The sequence below is a fragment of the Sphingomonas elodea ATCC 31461 genome (genome assembly GCF_000226955.1).
GTDB classification, from domain to species: Bacteria; Pseudomonadota; Alphaproteobacteria; order Sphingomonadales; family Sphingomonadaceae; genus Sphingomonas; species Sphingomonas elodea.
On the sequence record NZ_AGFU01000020.1, the window covers coordinates 16,508 to 35,532 of the forward strand.

Below are 19,025 nucleotides of genomic sequence, written 5' to 3' on the forward strand. Positions count from 1 at the left end.
GTCAGCGGCCTGCGCTCACCCGCCACACGGTGTTGCCGACATCGTCCGCCACCAGCAGCGCGCCGCCCGCGCCGGTGATCACCGCCACCGGCCGTCCCTGCGCCTCGCCCTTGGCGTTGAGGAAGCCGGTCAGCACGTCCTGCAGCTTGCCGCCCTTGGCCGGGAAGCCATTGTCGCCGAACGGCACGAACACGACCTTGTAACCCGAGGGCGGCTGGCGGTTCCAAGAACCGTGTAGGCCGACGAACGCGCCATTGGCATAGGCATCGCCCAGCCGCGCGCCATCGGCGAAGGTCAGGCCCAGCGGCGCGGTGTGGGCGCCGAGCGCAAAGTCCGGGCGGCGGACATATTCGCGCAGGTCCGGCCGGCCGGGCTCGACCCGCTTGTCCTCGTATCCGCCCCAATATTGCCAGGGCCAGCCGAAGAAGGCGCCGAGATCGACCCGGCTCATATAGTCCGGCGGCATGTCGGAGCCGAGCATGTCGCGCTCGTTCACCACCGCCCACAGCGCCTGGGTCTTGGGTTCTAAGGCCATGCCGTTGGCGTTGCGGATGCCCCAGGCGAAGATGCGGCTGGTCCTGGCCTCGGGATCGACCTCGAGGATCACCGCGCGGTTGGTCGGTTGCGCGGCGGCCTTGGCCATCTGCGCGGGGCTTTCCGCGCTGTAGATCGGGCCCTCGGCGTCGAGCCCATCCTCGGCGATGTTCGAGGCCGAACCGATGCTCACGTACAGACGCTTCCCGTCCAGCGACGCCACGACGTTGCGCGCCCAGTGGTTGCCGCCGCCGGGCAGCGACAGGATCTTCTGCGGCGCGGACGTGATCTTGGTCTGGCCATCGAGATAGGGATAGCGAACCAGCGAATCGGTGTTGGCGACGTACAGCGACCCGTTCGCCAGCGTCATGCCGCTCGGCGAATTGAGCCCGGTGAGGAACACGGTGCGCATGTCGGCCACGCCGTCGCCGTCGCTGTCGCGCAGCAAGGTGATGCGGTTGGCCGAGGCGACGCCCGCGCCCGCCTTGTTCATCAGCATGCCCATCACCCAGCCGGTGATCCCGCCCTTGTCGCGCGGCGGCGAGTTGCTTTCGGCGACCAGAATGTCGCCATTGGGCAGCTGATACAGCCAGCGGGGGTGATCGAGCTTGTCGGCAAATTTCTGCACTTTCAGCCCGGCTGCCGCCTTGGGGGCGGCCCCTGCAGGCCAGCCGACCGCCTTGGCGACGCCCACTGTCGGCACGGTCTGGTAGCGTGGCTCGCTGATTTCCGGCGCGCGACCGGTCACCGCGCTCTCCGCCAGCGTGGCGATGTCGGGGCGGCTGAGCCAGTACCAGGCGGCACCGGCGGCAACGACGAGCAGGGCGAGGGCGATCAGGACACGCTTGAGCATGACGCCAGCACTAGGGCCGGGCGCTGGCGAAGCCAATGCGATTTTGGTGCCGCTTGACTTCGCGGGCGCGCAGGCAAGACTGTCGGCTCACCTGATCCGGGGGGCCTGCCCGAATGCGGTTGTGGTTGCACGCGTCTGCGATGTTGCTTGCGATGGGCGGCGCGCCTGTCGCCTGGGCTCAGCCCCAGCCGCCCGCACACACGACAGGCTGGCCCGGCATCGTCTCCGGCGATTCCGGCATCGACGGGCTGGAAAGTGGGCCCGAGCTTCAGCGGGGCCGCAGCCCGCGATCCCTCCTCGCCGAGCAGCGACGGCTGCACGCCGCCCTCGCCGCGCTCTCGCCCGAACGCAAGGGCATGGTCGACGCCTATGTGGTGAGTGTCGCGCTCGACAGCGACCCTGTCTTCTCCCGCGAGGCGCGCGAGAGCGCCCGGGTGCTTGCGCGGCGCTATGATGCCGAGGGTCGGTCCTTGGTGTTCGCCGGGCCCGATGGCCGCGGCGGCGCAGAGCTGCCGAACGGGAGCATCACCGCCCTTACGCTCGCGCTCGCCCGCATCGCGGAGGTGATGGACCGCAACCAGGACGTGCTGGTGCTATACGTCACCACCCACGGCGCGCCCGATGCCGGGCTCGCCTATCATGACGGCGACCAGGGCTTCGGTGTCCTGTCGCCCGCCCGCTTCGCCGCTATCCTGGACGGACTGGGCATCCGCAACCGGCTGCTGCTGCTTTCCGCCTGCTATTCGGGCGCCTTCGTCAAGCGGCTGATCAGCGACACCACCGCGATTCTCACCGCCGCCTCGTCCCGTCGAACCTCGTTCGGCTGCCGGGCGGAGAATGACTGGACCTTCTTCGGCGACGCGCTGGTCAACCATGCGCTGCGAAAGCCGCAACCCCTCGCCGACGCCGCGGCCGAGGCGCGCCAGACGATCATCGGCTGGGAGCGCGCCGGGCGGCTCGATCCGTCGATGCCGCAGGTTTCGATCGGCGACAATGTATCGGCCTGGCTGGCGCCGCTGGAGGCACGGATGCCGAAGGTGGCGACCGCACCGGTGGGGGCGCCGGCCACGGATGCGCTGAAGCCGTGAGCCTCGTCGCCTTCCCGCAGGCGGGAGGAGGAAGACGTTGCCTCGGAACTCCCTCTCCCCTCGCCGGTTGCCCGCGCATGTCCGATTCCCAGAGCCCGCTCCAGCGCTATCCGCTGCTCGCCACCCCGCATGTTAGGCTGGAAGGCACCGTCGATCACGCGATGTATCGCAGTTTCCATGACCAGCTGCTCGCAGCGCCGGCAGATGGCCCGCTGGTCGTCGCGCTCTCCACGCTGGGCGGCGATCCCGAAGTCGCCCGGCTGATGGCCGACGAACTGCGCCTGCTCCACGAGGCGACGGGGCGCGAGCTGCTGTTCCTCGGCAAGGTCGCGGTCTATTCGGCGGGCGCCACCTTCATGGCCGGATTTCCGGTCGACAAACGCTTCCTCACCCGCGGCACCCGGCTGATGCTGCACGAGCGGCAGATGCAGTCGACGCTCGAACTCTCCGGTCCGCTGCAGATGCTGCCGGCGGTGCTGAAGGCCAAGCTGGCCGAGATCGAGCAGTCGATCGCGATCGAGGAAGAGGGCTTTCGGGCGATCGTCGCCGGCTCGCGCGTCGAATTCGAGGAGCTTCGCCGCCGCGCGCCCTATAACTGGTATATCGAAGCCGAAGCGGCGCGGGACCTGGGGCTGGTGCTCGACGTGATCTAGGGGCGCGGTCCAAAGGACACTTGCGCTGCGGATGCGAAAGGCATAGCTCGCCCCCCAAAGACGCGTCGCGCCGAAGCGAAAGAGGAAGTTTCAGGAATGGCCGAATTCCGCCTGCCCAAGAACAGCCGCATCACCAAGGGCCAGGAGCACAAGGCAAGCCCCGAGGCCACGCGGGTCAAGAAGTTCAAGATCTACCGCTACGATCCGGATTCGGGCGAGAACCCTCGCTACGACACGTTCGAGGTCGATCTCGACGATTGCGGCCCGATGGTTCTCGACGCGCTGATCAAGATCAAGGGCGAGCAGGATTCGTCGCTGACGTTCCGCCGCTCATGCCGCGAGGGCATCTGCGGTTCCTGCTCGATGAACATCGGCGGCAAGAACGGACTCGCCTGCACCACCGCGATCGAGGACATCAAGGGCGAGGTGCAGATCACCCCGCTGCCGCATATGGACGTGATCAAGGACCTGGTCCCCGATTTCACGCACTTCTATGCGCAATATGCCTCGATCAAGCCGTGGCTGCAGACCGTGACCACCACGCCGTCGGGCAAGGAGCGGCTCCAGAGCCCGCAGGACCGCGAGAAGCTGGACGGCCTCTACGAGTGCATCCTGTGCGCCTGCTGCTCGACCTCGTGCCCGAGCTACTGGTGGAACAGCGACAAGTTCCTCGGTCCGGCGATCCTGCTCCAGGCCTATCGCTGGCTGGCCGACTCGCGTGACGAGATGACCGGCGAGCGTCTCGATCAGCTCGAGGATCCGTTCCGCCTGTATCGCTGCCACACCATCATGAACTGCGCGAACGCCTGCCCGAAGGGCCTGAGCCCCGCCAAGGCGATCGCCGAAGTGAAGAAGCTGGCCGCCGAGCGCGTGCTCTGAGCCTTGCAGCTCCCCTCCCGCGTGCGGGAGGGGAGCGTGTCAATCGACCTTCTCGATCCCGCCGTCGCGCATGTGTATGCGCCGGTCCGCCGCTGCGGCAACGTCGGGGTCATGCGTCACGCAGATCACCGCGCGGCCCTGCTCGTGCGCCAGCGCTTGGAAGATCTCCACCACCCGCCGTGAATTGACGCTGTCCAGGTTGCCGGTCGGCTCGTCCCCCAGCACCAGCGACGGATCATTGGCCAATGCGCGGGCGATCGCCACCCGCTGGCGCTGCCCGCCGGACATGCGATCGGGCGTCTTGTCCGCCTGCGCCTCCAGCTCCATCGCGCGCAGCAGTTCCATCGCGCGCGTCCGGGCGTCCCCGCCGGAAAGGCGCCCCAGGCGTCGGATGGGAATCAATATATTTTCCAGCGCGGTGAATTCCGGCAGCAGGAAGTGGAACTGGAAGACGAAGCCGAACCGCGCCAGCCGCAGCGCCGCGCGGGCGTCCCCGCCCATCGGCACCGTATCCATCCCGTCGAACATCAGGCTGCCTGCAGTCGGTCGGTCGAGCAGCCCGAGCAGATAGAGCAACGACGACTTGCCGCAGCCCGAAGGGCCGATCACCGCGACGAACCTGCCCGGCTCGACCGCCAGATCGATGCCCTGCACCAGCGACACCGGCGGATCCCCCGGCAGCACGCGGGCGAGGCCGTGCGCCTCTATCAGCGTGCTCATGCGGCACCCCGCAGGATGTCGACCGGATCGACGCGGGCCGCCTTGCGCGCAGGCAGCCAGGCGGCGAACACAGCACAGGCGAGCGAGGCGCCGCCCGCCAGCAAGAACTGGCGCGGGCGGCGATCCAGCGGGATATGCTCCACGCGTCCGCTGACCGGGAATTCGAGGCTGCCGAGGATCTGCATCAGCACCAGTCCCAGTCCGAAACCCAGAATGATCCCTATCACCGCCAGCACCAGACCCTCGGCGACGAAGATGCCCTGCAGGTCGGCCTGCGAGAACCCGATGGAACGCAGAATCGCGATGTCGCGCCGCTTATCCGCCACCGCGTTCGACACCACCGTGTAGATGCCGAAGCTGGCCACCAGCAGGATCGCCGAAACCACCGTGTACATGATGATGTTGCGGGTGAGCAGCAGTGTCAGAAAATCGGCCGAACGTTCCTGCCAGCTTTCCGCCTTGTAGCTGAACCGTGCCTCCAGCGCCTTGGCGACGGTCTCCGCCCGATAGGGATCGGCGATCTTCACCCCCACCCGGTTGATGATGAAGGGCTGGCCGGTCAGCGACTGCGCCTCGCGCAGCAGCACATAGCCGGTGCCGCTGCTCCCGCCGGGGCTGCGCCCGCGGCCGAACAGCCCGACGATCCGCAGCGAGCGGGTGCCACCCCGCGCCGAGGTGGCACCGACCACATCGCCCATGTTCACCCCCAGCCGACGCGCCAGTTCCTCGGCGACGATCAGCCCGCCCTGGTTGGTTTCCAGGGCATGCAGGCTGCCGGCCTTCAGATTTTCCTCGACGTTGCTGACATGGGCCTCGACCGCGGGATCGATGCCGATCACCGCCAGCGCCTCCTCATGCCCGCCCACCCGCAGCGTCACCCCGCCGGACAGCGAGGGCGAGGCGACGGCGCCGGGCATCGCGTTCACCGTCGCGACAAGTTGCTGCCAGCCCTTGATACCGCGCATCTCGGTCCGCGGCTTGTAGCCGTGTACCGCCACCGCGCCGCCGGGATAGGCCTGCACCGCCGGCTGCGGTGTCGGGCTGCGTACTTCGTCGGACACCACGATATGGGGTGCCGCATCGATCAGCTTCTTCACGAAGTCGTCCTGGCTGCCGACCATCAGCGCCGACACCGCGAGGAAGAAGCCGACACCGACGCCTACACCCGCCACCGCGACGATCGTCTGCCGTCGCCGCTTGGCGAGATGCTGAAAGGCGATCGAAAGCAGCAGGGCGACCCGGCGCATGTCAGCAACCCGCAACCTTCACGCGCGCGCCATCCGCCAGCGTCGCCGGCGGATCGACGAGGACGCAGGTACCCGGCGCGATCCCGGCGCGAACCTCCACCATGTCCCCGCCCTCGATGCCGGTCTGCACTGCCACCCGCCTCGCACGATCGGTCTGCGCGACCCACACTCTGCCCTCGCGCACCGCCTTGGCGGGGACCAGCAGCGCCCGCGGATGCACCGCCGTCTCGATGTTCAGTTCGAGGGTTAGCCCCATCGGCAGATCGGCACCGTCGGGCGCGACCCGCACGCGAAACGCCCGCTGGTTGGGATCTCCCGCCGGGGTGATCTCGGTCACCCGGCCGCGGTAGACGCGCCCCTTATAGGCATCGGAGGTCATCGCCACGCGCTGGCCCGGCAGCACCCGCGGAATATCCCGCTCGTCGACCGTGGCGGTCACCCGCACCCGTGCGGGGTCACCGAGCGTGAACAGGATCTTGGCCGGTGTCGCCAGCGCGCCTGGATAGGCGTCGCGGCGGAGCACCACCCCCGCAATCCCCGCCCGCACGACATATTGGTCGAGCCGCGCCCGCGCCGCCGCCTCCGCCGCGCGCGCCGCCTCGGCGGTGGTCACCACCCGGTCGCGGGCAGCGGCGGTCGCGAAGCCGCGGCGAAAGATCGCCACCGTTCGTTGCTCGTCCAGCGCTGCCGCCCGGGCCTGCGCCGCGAGTTGCGCGATCGCTTCGCGCTGCTCGCCATCCTCGAGCCGGGCGAGCGGCTGGCCGCGCGCGACCCGCGCGCCCTCTTCCACCAGCACCTGCGTGATCGGCGCCGTCACCCGTGCCGCGACGTCGACCGGCTCGCGCGCCTCGACGAAGCCGGTGGCATAGACGACATCGGCGGCCGGGCCGATCCGGACGGGCGTGCCGACCACCGCGAGCGGCTGGCGGAGCCAGAACAGGCCGCCGGCGCCCGCCCCCGCGATCGCCACCGGAACCAGCCAATAGATGCGCCGCAACCGCATGTCCGTCTCCAGCCTCGTGCCTGTGCTACCAGCAGCGGCCGGGGGTGGTAACTAGGGAGGCTTCCGCAGCTTCCCTAACTGGAACGTGGCCGCTATGCGCAACGTTCGCCCGGGCGGTCGCCAGCGACAGCCCGGCCGCCCGATCCCGCCCGGCGCGCTGCCGGCGCAGTATGGAAACCACCGCCCGGCATGACTCGCGTCCTCGATCGTTACCGCGCCCTCGTCTCCGCCGGCGAGCTTCGCCCCGATCGTGAGCAGGAAGCCGCCGCCGCCCGTCTCGACGCCCTGGCCGCGGAACTGCAGGCCGCCCCGCGCAAGGGCAGCGTGTTGTGGAAGCTTACCGGCCGCAAGCCGGCGGTGCCGCGCGGGCTGTATCTGTGGGGCGATGTCGGCCGCGGCAAGTCGATGCTGATGGACCTGTTCTACGACAGCCTCGACATCCGCCGGAAGCGCCGCGTCCATTTTCACGAATTCATGCTCGAGGTGCATGAGCGGCTGAACGTCGAGCGGCAGAAGGATACCGCCGATCCGGTGGTCGCCGTCGCCGATGCGCTCGCCAGCGACACGCGCCTGCTCGCCTTTGACGAACTGGTGGTGAACAATCCGCCCGACGCGATGATCCTCTCGAGGTTGTTCACCGCGATGATGGCACACGGGCTCACGGTGGTCGCCACCTCCAATCGCCCGCCCAAGGATCTCTACAAGGACGGGCTCAACCGCCAGCTGTTCCTGCCCTTCATCGACCTGATCGGCGAGAAGATGGACGTGCTCGCGCTCAACGGCCCGGTCGACTATCGCCGCGACCGGCTGGGCAGCGTACACACGTGGCTTGTGCCGAACGGGCCCGAAGCCACCGCCACCCTCTCCGCGGCCTTTTTCCGCCTCACCGACTATCCGGTCGAGGACCGCGCCCGCGTGCCGTCCTGCCAGGTGCCGATCCCCGGCGGCCGCGAGATCCTGGTGCCGAAATGCGTGAAGGGCGTCGCCGTCTTCTCGTTCAAGCGGCTGTGCGGCGAAGCGCGGGGTGCGCCGGACTATCTCGCCATCGCACGGCGCTTCCATACCGTGATCCTGGTCGGCATCCCAAAGCTGGGACCGGAAAATCGGAACGAGGCCGCCCGCTTCGTCACGCTGGTCGACGCGCTCTACGAGCACAAGGTGAAGCTGCTCGCCGCCGCCAATGCCGAACCCGAACATCTCTACGAGAGTGGCGACGGGCGGTTCGAGTTCGAGCGCACCGTGTCGCGCCTGCTCGAGATGCAGTCCGACGACTATCTGGCCAAAGGCCATGGACAGGATTGATCAGACCACGTTGTAAGTCCATTCTCCCGTTCTACAATGACATCGGGCTCCGGGTTTTCCCGGAGGAACAGGGAGAAGATGATGCGGCGATTGCGCCTTCTCGCAGCCATGGGGTTTGCGTGGCTCGGAATATCCTCGGCCTGGGCGCAGCCCGTGCTCGTCGCGGCGGACCTCCGCCAGCAGCAGAGCCTCGACGGGCCGTGGCACTGGTCGATCGATCCATACCGCGATGGTCTGGCCGGTTTCCATGGCGAACCGCCCAACCAGCGCACCAACCGCGCCGCCGACGTGATCCCCGCCGAGGTGATGCAGGCCAAGCCGCGCACCTTCTTCGAATATGACATGCAGCAGTCGCCGGTAGCCAGCCTGCCGGGATCGTGGATCGGCCATTCGCCCGAGATGCGGCTGTACCAGGGGCTGGTCTGGTACCAGCGCGACTTCACCGCGGCGGCACCCAAGCCCGGTAACCGCGTGTTCCTGCGCATCGGCGCGGCCGAATATCGCTCCTATGTGTATCTCAACGGCAAGCCGCTGGGCGAGCATCGCGGCGGCTACACGCCGTTCGCCTTCGAGGTCACCAAGCTGCTGCGCCCGGGTCGCAACCAGGTGACGATCGGCGTCGATTCGGTGCGCACCGCCAACGACGTGCCGCCACCGGTGACCGATTGGGAGACCTATGGCGGCATCACCCGCAGCGTCACGCTTGTCACCGTGCCCGATACCTATGTCGACGACGCCTTCGTCCGCCTGACGCCGGACGGCACCCGCATCGCGGTATCGGTGAAGCTCGAAGGGCCGGCGGCCGCGGGAACGGCGGTCAGGTTCCGCATTCCGGGCCTCGGCGCCGTGCTCGACGGCAAGACCGATGGCGAGGGCAAATGGGACGCGACGCTGCCGGTGCCGCGTGCGCTGGTCCGCTGGTCGCCGGAGAACCCGAAGCTCTACGACATCGCCATCGACGCCGGCGCCGATCATTTCGCCGATCGCATGGGCTTCCGCACCATCGCGGTGAAGGGCGCCGACATCCTGCTCAACGGCAAGCCGATCTTCCTGCGCGGCATCTCGATGCACGAGGAAGAACTGGGCGCCGATCCGGTTCGCGCGATGACGCCGGCAGCCGCCCGCGCCCTGCTGGGCGAGATCAAATATGGCCTGCACGGCAATTTCGTGCGGCTGGCGCACTATCCGCACAGCGAGTCGACCACCCGCATGGCGGACGAGATGGGCCTGCTGGTGTGGAGCGAGGTGCCCCTCTACTGGCTGGTCAACTGGAACAACCCGGACACGCTGGCCGACGCCCGTCGCATCCAGGCCGAGAACATCCGCCGCGACCGCAACCGTGCCTCGGTCGTGCTGTGGAGCGTCGCCAACGAGACGCCGACCAACGATGCGCGCAACGCCTTCCTGCGCACGATGATCGCCGATGTCCGCGCGCTCGACTCCAGCCGTCTCGTCACCGCCGCGCTGCTCAGCGGTCGCGAGGGCAAGAGCATCATGAAGATCGACGATCCGCTGGCCAACGACCTCGATGTCATGGCGATCAACACCTATAATGGTTGGTACTCCGACGACGCGCTGGAGGATCTGGCCAGCCAGGAATGGCGCGGACCGGCGAACAAGCCGCTGATCTTCTCCGAATTCGGCGCCGACGCCCGCGCCGGCTATCACGACCCGGTGGCGAGCCCGCACAAGTTCAGCGAGGAGTATCAGGCCGACTATTACCGCGCGACACTGGCGATGGCCGCCAAGGTGCCGTTCCTGCGCGGCATGAGCCCCTGGATCCTCAAGGACTTCCGCTCGCCGCGGCGCCAGCACCCGATCTATCAGCAGGGCTGGAACCGCAAGGGCCTGATCTCCGAGACAGGCCAGCACAAGCTGGCGTTCGATGTGCTCGCAGGCGATTATGCCAAGCGCGAGGCTGCGGACGCGGCGAAGAAGTGACTGTCCAGGCCCCTCTCGCATGCGGGAGGGGCCTAGGGTGCGGAGGCCGGTGTCCTCTGCACGGTTGGCGGGAAGCCGCAGGGAAGTCGCCAGAATCCCGCAGCGGCGCGAAACCGAGCAAAATACTCTCTATTGCTCTTGCGAATGAATTGCAAAGATAATCCTGCACCTATCCCCCAACACGGGTTGCAGCGTCGCTATTATAGGCCTATCCCGCCCCCGCTTTCGCGGCGCATCGTGATGCGGCCGCTTTGCTTGGATCCAACCAAGGAGATTCCATGGCTCGCAAGAAGATCGCGCTGATCGGCTCCGGCATGATCGGTGGCACCCTCGCGCACCTCGCTGCAATCAAGGAACTGGGCGATATCGTCCTGTTCGACATTGCCGAGGGCACGCCGCAGGGCAAGGCGCTCGACATCGCACAGTCCGGACCGGTCGAAGGCTTCGATGCCAACCTCAAGGGCGCGAACAGCTACGAGGACATTGCGGGCGCCGACGTCTGCATCGTCACCGCCGGTATCCCGCGCAAGCCGGGCATGAGCCGCGACGATCTTCTCAAGACCAACCTGGGCGTGATGAAGGCCGTGGGCGAGGGCATCGCCGCGCACGCGCCCGACGCGTTCGTGATCTGCATCACCAACCCGCTCGACGCGATGGTGTGGGCGCTGCGCGAGTTCTCGGGCCTGCCGCACCAGAAGGTCGTCGGCATGGCCGGCGTGCTCGACTCGGCGCGCTTCCGCCACTTCCTCGCCGAGGAATTCAACGTCTCGGTCGAGGACGTCACCGCCTTCGTGCTGGGCGGACACGGCGACACCATGGTCCCGGTGATCGAGTATTCGACCGTCGCCGGCATCCCGGTGCCCGACCTGATCAAGATGGGCTGGTCCACCCAGGAGCGCATCGACGCCATCGTCGCGCGCACCCGCTCGGGCGGCGGCGAGATCGTCGCGCTGCTCAAGACCGGCTCGGCCTATTATGCGCCGGCCACCAGCGCGATCGCGATGGCCGAGAGCTATCTGAAGGACAAGAAGCGCCTGCTTCCCTGTGCCGCGCACCTCACCGGCCAGTACGGCGTCGACGATCTGTACGTCGGCGTGCCGATCGTCATCGGCAAGGACGGCGTCGAGCGCATCGTCGAGATCGAGCTGAACGCCACGGCGAAGCAGAATTTCGACGTCTCGGTCGATGCGGTCAAGGAACTGGTCGCAGCATGCAAGTCGATCGACGCCTCGCTCGCCTGATCCTACCCGCGCTCGTGGCGGTGCCGGGCGTCGCTTCCGCACAGGAAGCGGTCGCCACGGCCCCCACCGAGCCGGTGGAGCTGTTCCGTGCCGTGTGCATGGGCGGCGCCGCGCGGCTGACTCGCGGCATGGCGGAACCGGCGACCTATGCGACGCTGCCGCTTCCGGCGCAGCGCGCGATCGGCGAGAGCGCGGCGGCCACCGCCGCCGATGCGCTGAAGGCTCCGGCACCCGCCGCGGCCGAGGTGCCAAACACCATCTACCGCATCGCCGGCGGCAACACCTATCTTTTCGTACCCAAGGCCGGCACCGCAGCCGGCCAGATCGCCGAATCCTGCCTGGTCCTGTGGACCGGCAGCGGCGACGACTATCTCGCGGCCCGCAAGATCGTGCTCCCGAGCGAGGAAAAGGTGCCGCTCTACGTGCGCCCCGAATCCAAGCCCGATCGCGCGACCTTCGTGAACGCTTCGTTCGGCACGACGCAGTACACGCTGACCACCTTTGGCGGCTGGATTGCGTTGCGCTCCTACACCCCTCCCAGCGACCCGGAAAAGGCGAACTGAATGAGCATCCTCGTCGACAAGAACACCAAGGTCATCGTCCAGGGGATGACCGGTGCTACCGGCACGTTCCACACCGAGCAGGCGCTTGCCTATGGCACGCAGATGGTCGGCGGCGTCACCCCCGGCAAGGGCGGTAGCACGCATATCGGCCTGCCCGTTTTCAACACGGTTGCCGAAGCCAAGTCGAAGACCGGCGCCGACGCCAGCGTGATCTACGTGCCGCCCCCCTTCGCGGCCGATTCGATCCTCGAGGCGATCGACGCCGAGATCCCGCTGATCGTCGCGATCACCGAGGGCATTCCGGTGCTGGACATGGTGAAGGTGAAGCGTGCGCTTTCCGGCTCCAAGTCGCGCCTGATCGGCCCGAACTGCCCGGGCGTGCTGACGCCGGGCGAATGCAAGATCGGCATCATGCCGGGCTCGATCTTCTCGAAGGGCTCGGTGGGCGTCGTGTCGCGCTCGGGCACCCTCACCTACGAGGCGGTGTTCCAGACCACCAATGCGGGCCTGGGCCAGACCACGGCCGTCGGCATCGGCGGTGACCCGGTCAACGGCACCAACTTCATCGACGTGCTCGAGATGTTCCTCGCGGACGAAGCCACCAAGTCGATCATCATGATCGGCGAGATCGGTGGTTCGGCCGAGGAAGAGGCCGCGCAGTTCCTGATCGACGAGGCCAAGCGTGGCCGCAAGAAGCCGATGGCCGGCTTCATCGCGGGCCGCACCGCGCCTCCGGGCCGCCGCATGGGCCATGCCGGCGCGATCGTCTCGGGCGGCCAGGGCGGCGCCGAAGACAAGATCGCGGCGATGGAAGCCGCCGGCATCCGCGTTTCCCCCAGCCCCTCGCTGCTCGGCGAGACGCTGATGGAAGTGCTCAAGGGCTAAACTGCAACGGTAGCGCTCCTATATAGGTGGGAGTGGGAGCGCTAACACGAACGGAAGCATGATCATGGGCTATGAAGGCCTCGACTTCGACGACATCGCCGGCGGCGTGAGCCCCGGCTTCGTCGAGACCCTGTACCGGCGCTACAAGAGCGACCCGGCATCCGTCGAACCGAGCTGGCGTGCCTGGTTCGAGGGTCTCGAATCCACGGCCTCTGGCCCCAGCTGGCAGCGTGCCAACTGGCCGCTGACCGAAACCGACGCGCTGACGGCCGGGCTCGACCCCACCCAGATGGAGCCCGCGCCCAAGCCCGCCAAGGGCGGCGCGCCGGCCAAGCCGGCCGCCCCCGCCGCATCGACGGCGGACGTGACCAAGGCCGCGGAAGATTCGATCCGCGCGATGATGCTGATCCGCACCTACCGGGTGCGCGGCCATCTCGCCGCCAATCTCGATCCGCTGGGCCTCGCCCGCCAGAACCTGCCCGCCGATCTGACGCCGGAATATCACGGCTTCTCGGGCGCAGACCTCGATCGCCCGATCTATCTGGGCGGCGCGCTCGGCCTGCAGCACGGCACGGTGCGCGAGATCGTCGCGATCCTCCAGGCCAATTACTGCGGCAATGTAGGCCTCGAATATATGCACATCGCGGACGTGGAGGAACGCCGCTTCCTCCAGGACCGGATGGAAGGCAAGGACAAGGCGATCACCTTCACGCCGGACGGCAAGAAGGCGATCCTGTCCAAGGTCATCGAAGCCGAGCAGTGGGAAAAATTCCTCGGCAAGAAATATGTCGGCACCAAGCGGTTCGGCCTCGACGGCGGCGAATCGATGATCCCGGCTATGGAAGCGATCATCAAGTACGGCGGCCAGCAGGGCGTCCGCGAGATCGTGTACGGCATGGCCCATCGCGGCCGCCTGAACATGCTCGCCAACGTCATGGAGAAGCCGTTCCGGGTGATCTTCCACGAGTTCGGCGGCGGTTCGGCCAACCCGGACGACGTCGCCGGCTCGGGTGACGTGAAGTATCACCTCGGCACCTCCACCGATCGCCAGTTCGACGGCATCAGCGTTCACATGTCGCTGGTCGCCAACCCGTCGCACCTCGAGGCGGCCGATCCGGTCGTGCTCGGCAAGGCGCGCGCGCTGCAGACCATCCGCGGTGATCTGGAAAAGCATGACCAGGTCCTGCCGGTGCTGATCCATGGTGACGCGGCCTTCGCCGGCCAGGGCATCGTGTGGGAGACGCTCGGCTTCTCCGGCATCCGCGGCTACAATACCGGCGGCTGCATCCACTTCGTCATCAACAACCAGGTCGGCTTCACGACGAGCCCGCAGTTCGCGCGCTCCTCGCCCTATCCGTCGGACGTCGCCAAGGGCGTCCAGGCGCCGATCCTGCACGTCAACGGCGACGACCCCGAAGCCGTTACCTTCGCCTGCAAGGTGGCGATCGAGTTCCGTCAGGCCTTCCACCGCGACATCGTGATCGACATGTGGTGCTATCGCCGCTTCGGCCACAATGAAGGCGACGAGCCCGGGTTCACCCAGCCGCTAATGTACCAGAAGATCCGCCAGCACCCCGGTGTGAGCAGCATCTATGGCCAGAAGCTGATCGCCGAGGGCGTGGTCGACCAGGGCTTCATCGACGAGAAGACCACCCAGTTCAACACGCTGCTCGAAGGCGAATTCGAGGCGGGCAAGACCTATCTGCCGAACAAGGCGGACTGGTTCGCCGGCCGCTGGTCGGGCCTGGGCGCGCCGTCGGACGGCGAAGGCTCGCGGCGCAACGTCGAGACCGGCATCGAAAAGAAGCTGTTCGACAGCATCGGCCGCACGCTGACCACGGTTCCGCAAGATCTCGAGATCCACAAGACCCTGGGTCGTGTGCTCGATGCCAAGCGCGAGATGTTCAAGTCGGGTGCGAACTTCGACTGGGCGACCGGCGAGGCACTGGCCTTCGGCTCGCTGCTGTCGGAAGGCTATACCGTCCGCCTGTCCGGCCAGGATTCGGGTCGCGGCACCTTCTCGCAGCGCCACGCCGTCTGGGTCGACCAGAAGACCGAGGCGAAATATGTGCCGCTGACCACGGTGCCGCATGGCCGGTTCGAGGTGCTGGACTCGCCGCTCAGCGAATATGGCGTGCTCGGCTTCGAGTATGGCTATGCGCTGGCCGATCCGAAGGCGCTGGTGCTGTGGGAAGCGCAGTTCGGCGACTTCGTGAACGGCGCGCAGATCATGATCGACCAGTTCATCGCGTCGGGCGAGTCCAAGTGGCTCCGCGCCAACGGCCTGGTGATGCTGCTGCCGCACGGCTATGAAGGCCAGGGCCCCGAGCACAGCTCGGCGCGTCCGGAGCGCTTCCTCCAGCTCTGCGCGCAGGACAACATGCAGGTGGTGAACATCACCACGCCGGCCAACTATTTCCACCTGCTGCGCCGGCAGATGCACCGCAACTTCCGCAAGCCGCTCATTCAGATGACGCCGAAGTCGCTGCTCCGCCACAAGCTGGCGGTCTCCAGCGCCGAGGAGTTCCTGGGCGACAGCCACTTCAAGCGGATCCTGTCGGACCCGAGCGCTCCGGCGGATGCGCAAGTGAAGCGCCTCGTGCTCTGCACCGGCAAGGTCGCCTACGACCTGATCGAAGCGCGCGACGCGGCGGGCGACAAGAACACCGCGATCGTCCGGATCGAGCAGCTCTACCCGTTCCCGGGCGAGCCGCTGACCGAACGGCTGAAGCGCATGACCAACCTCGAAGAGGTAGTGTGGGCGCAGGAAGAGCCGAAGAACAACGGCTACTGGTTCTTTGTCGAGCCGCTGATCGAGCAGTGCCTGATCGACGCCGGCATCAAGGTACAGCGTCCGCGCTATGCCGGTCGCGCCGCGGCGGCCTCGCCCGCCACCGGCCTGATGAAGCGCCACACCGCAGAGCAGGGCGCGCTCGTTGCCGACGCGCTCGGCCATAATGTCCGCGAAGAAATCCGCCGCACCCGGAAAGGTTGAAAATGGCCACCGAAGTCAAAGTCCCTGTACTGGGCGAATCGATCACCGAAGCCACTGTCGGTGAATGGCTGAAGAATCCGGGCGATCCCGTCCGCGTCGACGAGCCGATCGCCAGCCTCGAGACCGACAAGGTCTCGGTCGAAGTCCCGTCGCCGGTCGCCGGCGTGATGGGCGAGCAGATCGTCAAGGTCGGCGATACCGTCGAAGTGGGTGCGGTGATCGCGATCATCGCGGGTGAAGGTGCCGCGGCCGCTCCGGCTGCTGCCGCTCCGGCTGCAACGCCCGCCCCGGCGCCGGCCGCTGCCCCGGCGCCCGCCGCCGATGCGGCTGCGCTGTCGCCGTCGGTGCGCCGTGCGGTGCTCGAGACGGGTGTCGATCCCTCGACCGTGCAGGGCACCGGCAAGGACGGCCGCCTGACCAAGGACGACGTGATCGCCGCCGCCAGCAGCAAGCCTGCTGCGGCTCCGGCCCCGGCTGCCGCTCCGGTGCCTGCCGCTGCCCCGGCTTCGACCGGCGGTCGCAAGGAAGAGCGCGTGCGGATGACCCGCCTGCGCCAGACCGTCGCCAAGCGCCTCAAGGAAGCGCAGAACACCGCCGCCATGCTCACCACGTTCAACGACGTGGACATGACCGCGGTGATCGAGGCGCGCGCCAAGTACAAGGACCTGTTCGAGAAGAAGCACGGCGTTCGCCTGGGCTTCATGGGCTTCTTCGTGAAGGCCGCGTGCATGGCGCTGAAGGACATCCCCGGCGTCAACGGCTCGATCGAGGGCGACGAGATCGTCTATCACGATTATTGCGACATCTCGGTCGCGGTCTCGGCCCCGCAGGGCCTGGTCGTGCCGGTGATCCGCGACGCGCAGGACCTGTCGGTCGCCGGCATCGAGAAGACGATCGGCGATTTCGGCAAGCGCGCCAAGGACGGCTCTCTCAAGATGGACGAGATGAAGGGCGGTACCTTCACCATCTCGAACGGCGGCGTGTTCGGCTCGCTGATGTCGACCCCGATCATCAACCCGCCGCAGTCGGCCGTGCTCGGCCTGCACCGCATCGAGGAGCGTCCCGTGGTGCGTAACGGCCAGGTCGTCGTCCGCCCGATGATGTATCTCGCGCTCAGCTACGATCACCGTCTGATCGACGGCCGCGAGGCGGTGACCTTCCTCGTCGCGATCAAGAACGCGATCGAGGATCCGACCCGCCTGCTGATCGACCTCTAACCGTGCCCCTGCGAAAGCAGGGGCCCAGGGTTGCGGCGTACTGCGCTCGCCTTGGGTCCCCGCTTTCGCGGGTGCGCAAAGCCAAGGAGAATCCCCACGAAATCCGGCTGCGTGTACATCATGGCGAACAAGCGCAACGGCACGATCTATGTCGGATCGACCAGCGACTTGCCCGCCAGGGCGTACCAGCACCGCACCGGCATGATCGAGGGCTTCACCAAGGACAATGGCTGCACGCTCCTCGTCTGGTACGAGGCGCATGAGGATCTGGACGGGGCGCGGCTTCGCGAACGCCAGATGAAGAAATGGAAGCGGGCGTGGAAGATCGAGCTGATCGAACGCGACAACCCGCAGTGGAAGGATTTGTACGGGACGCTCTTCGGCTGAGCCGCGCGATGGCGCCGGATCGAGGAACGACCTTCGCAACCCTGGGCTCCTGCGTTCGCAGGAGCACGGCAAGGCGCCTGACGCGGCGCACGCATGGAGCGGAAAATGGCTGAATATGATTTCGACGTCCTGATCATCGGTTCCGGCCCCGGCGGCTATGTCGCGGCGATCCGCGCGGCGCAGCTGGGTCTCAAGACCGGCTGCGTCGAAGCCCGTGAGACGCTGGGCGGCACCTGCCTGAACGTCGGCTGCATCCCCTCCAAGGCGCTGCTGAACGCCTCCGAGCTGTTCTACGAAGCCGCCTCGGGCGCGCTGGCCAAGCACGGCGTCAAGCTGGGCAATGTCGAGCTCGACCTGCCGGCAATGATGGCCGACAAGGACAAGGCCGTGAAGGGCCTGACCGGCGGCATCGAGTTCCTGTTCAAGAAGAACAAGGTCGAATGGGTGAAGGGCCTCGGCACCTTCATCGACGCGCACACCGTGCAGGTGGGCGAGCGCACCGTCACCGCCAAGAACATCGTGATCGCCACCGGCTCGTCGGTCACCCCGCTGCCGGGTGTTGCGATCGACCAGAAGGTCGTCGTCGACTCCACCGGCGCGATCGCGCTGGAGAAGGTGCCGGCCAACATGGTCGTGATCGGCGGCGGCGTGATCGGGCTCGAGCTCGGCTCGGTCTGGCAGCGCCTCGGCGCCAAGGTGACCGTGGTCGAGTATCTCGACCAGCTGCTCCCCGGCATGGACGGTGAAGTCCGCAAGGAAGCCGCCAAGATCTTCAAGAAGCAGGGCATGGAGATCAAGCTCTCCACCAAGGTGACCGGCGTTGCCGTCAATGGCGACAAGGCGACCGTCACCGTCGAGCCCGCCGCCGGTGGTGCTGCGGAAACGCTGGAAGCCGATGTCGTGCTCGTCGCGATCGGCCGTCGTCCGAACACCGACGGCCTCGGCCTCGACAAGATCGGCCTCGCCACCAACCAGCGCGGCCAGATCGAGACCGATCACAGCTTCCGCACCGCCGTCGACGGCGTGTGGGCGATCGGCGACGTGATCCCGGGCCCGATGCTCGCGCACAAGGCCGAGGACGAAGGCATCGCGGTCGCCGAGAACATCGCCGGCCTGACCGGCATTGTGAATCACGCGGTGATCCCGAGCGTCGTCTACACCCATCCCGAAATCGCCGGCGTCGGCCTCACCGAAGAGCAGGCGCGCGAAAAGGGCGAGGTGAAGGTCGGCAAGTTCCCGATGGCGGGCAACAGCCGCGCCAAGGCGATCGACGACACCACCGGCTGGGTGAAGGTGATCGCCGACGCCAAGACCGACCGCGTGCTCGGCGCCTGGATCATCACCGCGCCGGCCGGCACGATGATCGCCCAGGTCGCGCAGGCGATGGAATTCGGCGCGACGTCCGAAGACATTGCCTATACCTGCCATGCCCACCCGACGCATTCCGAGGCGATCAAGGAAGCGGCGATGGGCGTGCGCGGCAAGCCGATCCATATCTGATCCGATCCCGTTCGGAC

General features: G+C 67.3%; 16 protein-coding genes. 12 read left to right on the forward strand and 4 right to left on the reverse strand.

What is annotated here, in order from left to right:
• Position 1 precedes the first annotated feature (1 nt).
• Positions 2 to 1,387 (reverse strand): PQQ-dependent sugar dehydrogenase, encoded by a 1,386-nt coding sequence (locus KK7_RS0106975; protein WP_010543923.1) that lies wholly within the window; start codon positions 1,385 to 1,387, stop codon positions 2 to 4.
• Positions 1,388 to 1,527: 140 nt separating this feature from the next.
• On the opposite strand from KK7_RS0106975, the gene KK7_RS0106980 reads away from it, so the two are divergent.
• The 3 genes from KK7_RS0106980 (at position 1,528) to KK7_RS0106990 (ending at position 4,007) form a co-directional block, all read left to right on the forward strand.
• A complete protein-coding gene (locus KK7_RS0106980) occupies positions 1,528 to 2,475 on the forward strand; it encodes a C13 family peptidase (RefSeq protein WP_010543924.1) in 948 nt (315 codons plus the stop codon).
• Positions 2,476 to 2,552: 77 nt separating this feature from the next.
• Positions 2,553 to 3,128 carry an ATP-dependent Clp protease proteolytic subunit gene (locus KK7_RS0106985; protein WP_010543925.1) on the forward strand — a complete coding sequence of 192 codons (576 nt, stop codon included), beginning with the start codon at positions 2,553 to 2,555 and terminating at the stop codon, positions 3,126 to 3,128.
• Between the two features lie 96 nt (positions 3,129 to 3,224).
• Entirely contained in the window at positions 3,225 to 4,007 is a 783-nt protein-coding gene (locus KK7_RS0106990) for a succinate dehydrogenase iron-sulfur subunit (RefSeq protein WP_010543926.1), read from the forward strand.
• Positions 4,008 to 4,046: 39 nt separating this feature from the next.
• Here the strand turns inward: KK7_RS0106990 and KK7_RS0106995 are convergent, their stop codons facing one another.
• From KK7_RS0106995 to KK7_RS0107005, 3 genes are read right to left on the reverse strand one after another with little or no spacing between them, the layout of a single operon-like run.
• Positions 4,047 to 4,727, reverse strand: a complete 681-nt coding sequence (locus KK7_RS0106995) for an ABC transporter ATP-binding protein (RefSeq protein WP_010543927.1) — start codon at positions 4,725 to 4,727, stop codon at positions 4,047 to 4,049.
• Positions 4,724 to 5,974 (reverse strand): ABC transporter permease, encoded by a 1,251-nt coding sequence (locus KK7_RS0107000; RefSeq protein WP_010543928.1) that lies wholly within the window; start codon positions 5,972 to 5,974, stop codon positions 4,724 to 4,726. Before KK7_RS0107000 ends, KK7_RS0106995 begins: the two co-directional genes overlap by 4 nt.
• A gap of 1 nt (position 5,975) precedes the next feature.
• Positions 5,976 to 6,977: an efflux RND transporter periplasmic adaptor subunit gene (locus tag KK7_RS0107005; protein ID WP_010543929.1), complete on the reverse strand. Its 1,002-nt coding sequence runs from the start codon at positions 6,975 to 6,977 to the stop codon at positions 5,976 to 5,978.
• 189 nt (positions 6,978 to 7,166) lie between these two features.
• Here KK7_RS0107005 and zapE point away from each other — a divergent pair, with 189 nt between their 5' ends.
• The 9 genes from zapE (at position 7,167) to lpdA (ending at position 19,008) form a co-directional block, all read left to right on the forward strand.
• Positions 7,167 to 8,279, forward strand: a complete 1,113-nt coding sequence (gene zapE / locus KK7_RS0107010; protein WP_010543930.1) for a cell division protein ZapE — start codon at positions 7,167 to 7,169, stop codon at positions 8,277 to 8,279.
• 108 nt (positions 8,280 to 8,387) lie between these two features.
• Positions 8,388 to 10,220, forward strand: coding sequence for a glycoside hydrolase family 2 protein (locus KK7_RS0107015; RefSeq protein WP_010543931.1), 1,833 nt, complete (start codon positions 8,388 to 8,390; stop codon positions 10,218 to 10,220).
• A 278-nt stretch (positions 10,221 to 10,498) separates the two neighbouring features.
• Positions 10,499 to 11,461 carry a malate dehydrogenase gene (gene mdh / locus KK7_RS0107020; protein WP_010543932.1) on the forward strand — a complete coding sequence of 321 codons (963 nt, stop codon included), beginning with the start codon at positions 10,499 to 10,501 and terminating at the stop codon, positions 11,459 to 11,461.
• Complete coding sequence (locus KK7_RS0107025; RefSeq protein ID WP_010543933.1) at positions 11,431 to 12,024, forward strand: hypothetical protein; 594 nt, start codon at positions 11,431 to 11,433, stop codon at positions 12,022 to 12,024. Before mdh ends, KK7_RS0107025 begins: the two co-directional genes overlap by 31 nt.
• Entirely contained in the window at positions 12,025 to 12,909 is an 885-nt protein-coding gene (gene sucD / locus KK7_RS0107030; protein WP_010543934.1) for a succinate--CoA ligase subunit alpha, read from the forward strand.
• 64 nt (positions 12,910 to 12,973) lie between these two features.
• Entirely contained in the window at positions 12,974 to 15,904 is a 2,931-nt protein-coding gene (locus KK7_RS0107035; RefSeq protein WP_029622995.1) for a 2-oxoglutarate dehydrogenase E1 component, read from the forward strand.
• Between the two features lie 2 nt (positions 15,905 to 15,906).
• The gene (gene odhB, locus KK7_RS0107040; protein WP_010543936.1) at positions 15,907 to 17,121 is read left to right on the forward strand and encodes a 2-oxoglutarate dehydrogenase complex dihydrolipoyllysine-residue succinyltransferase; all 1,215 of its coding nucleotides are present in this window, start codon (positions 15,907 to 15,909) and stop codon (positions 17,119 to 17,121) included.
• A gap of 111 nt (positions 17,122 to 17,232) precedes the next feature.
• Complete coding sequence (locus KK7_RS0107045) at positions 17,233 to 17,508, forward strand: GIY-YIG nuclease family protein (RefSeq protein WP_010543937.1); 276 nt, start codon at positions 17,233 to 17,235, stop codon at positions 17,506 to 17,508.
• A 105-nt stretch (positions 17,509 to 17,613) separates the two neighbouring features.
• Complete coding sequence (gene lpdA / locus KK7_RS0107050) at positions 17,614 to 19,008, forward strand: dihydrolipoyl dehydrogenase (protein ID WP_010543938.1); 1,395 nt, start codon at positions 17,614 to 17,616, stop codon at positions 19,006 to 19,008.
• Positions 19,009 to 19,025 lie beyond the last annotated feature (17 nt).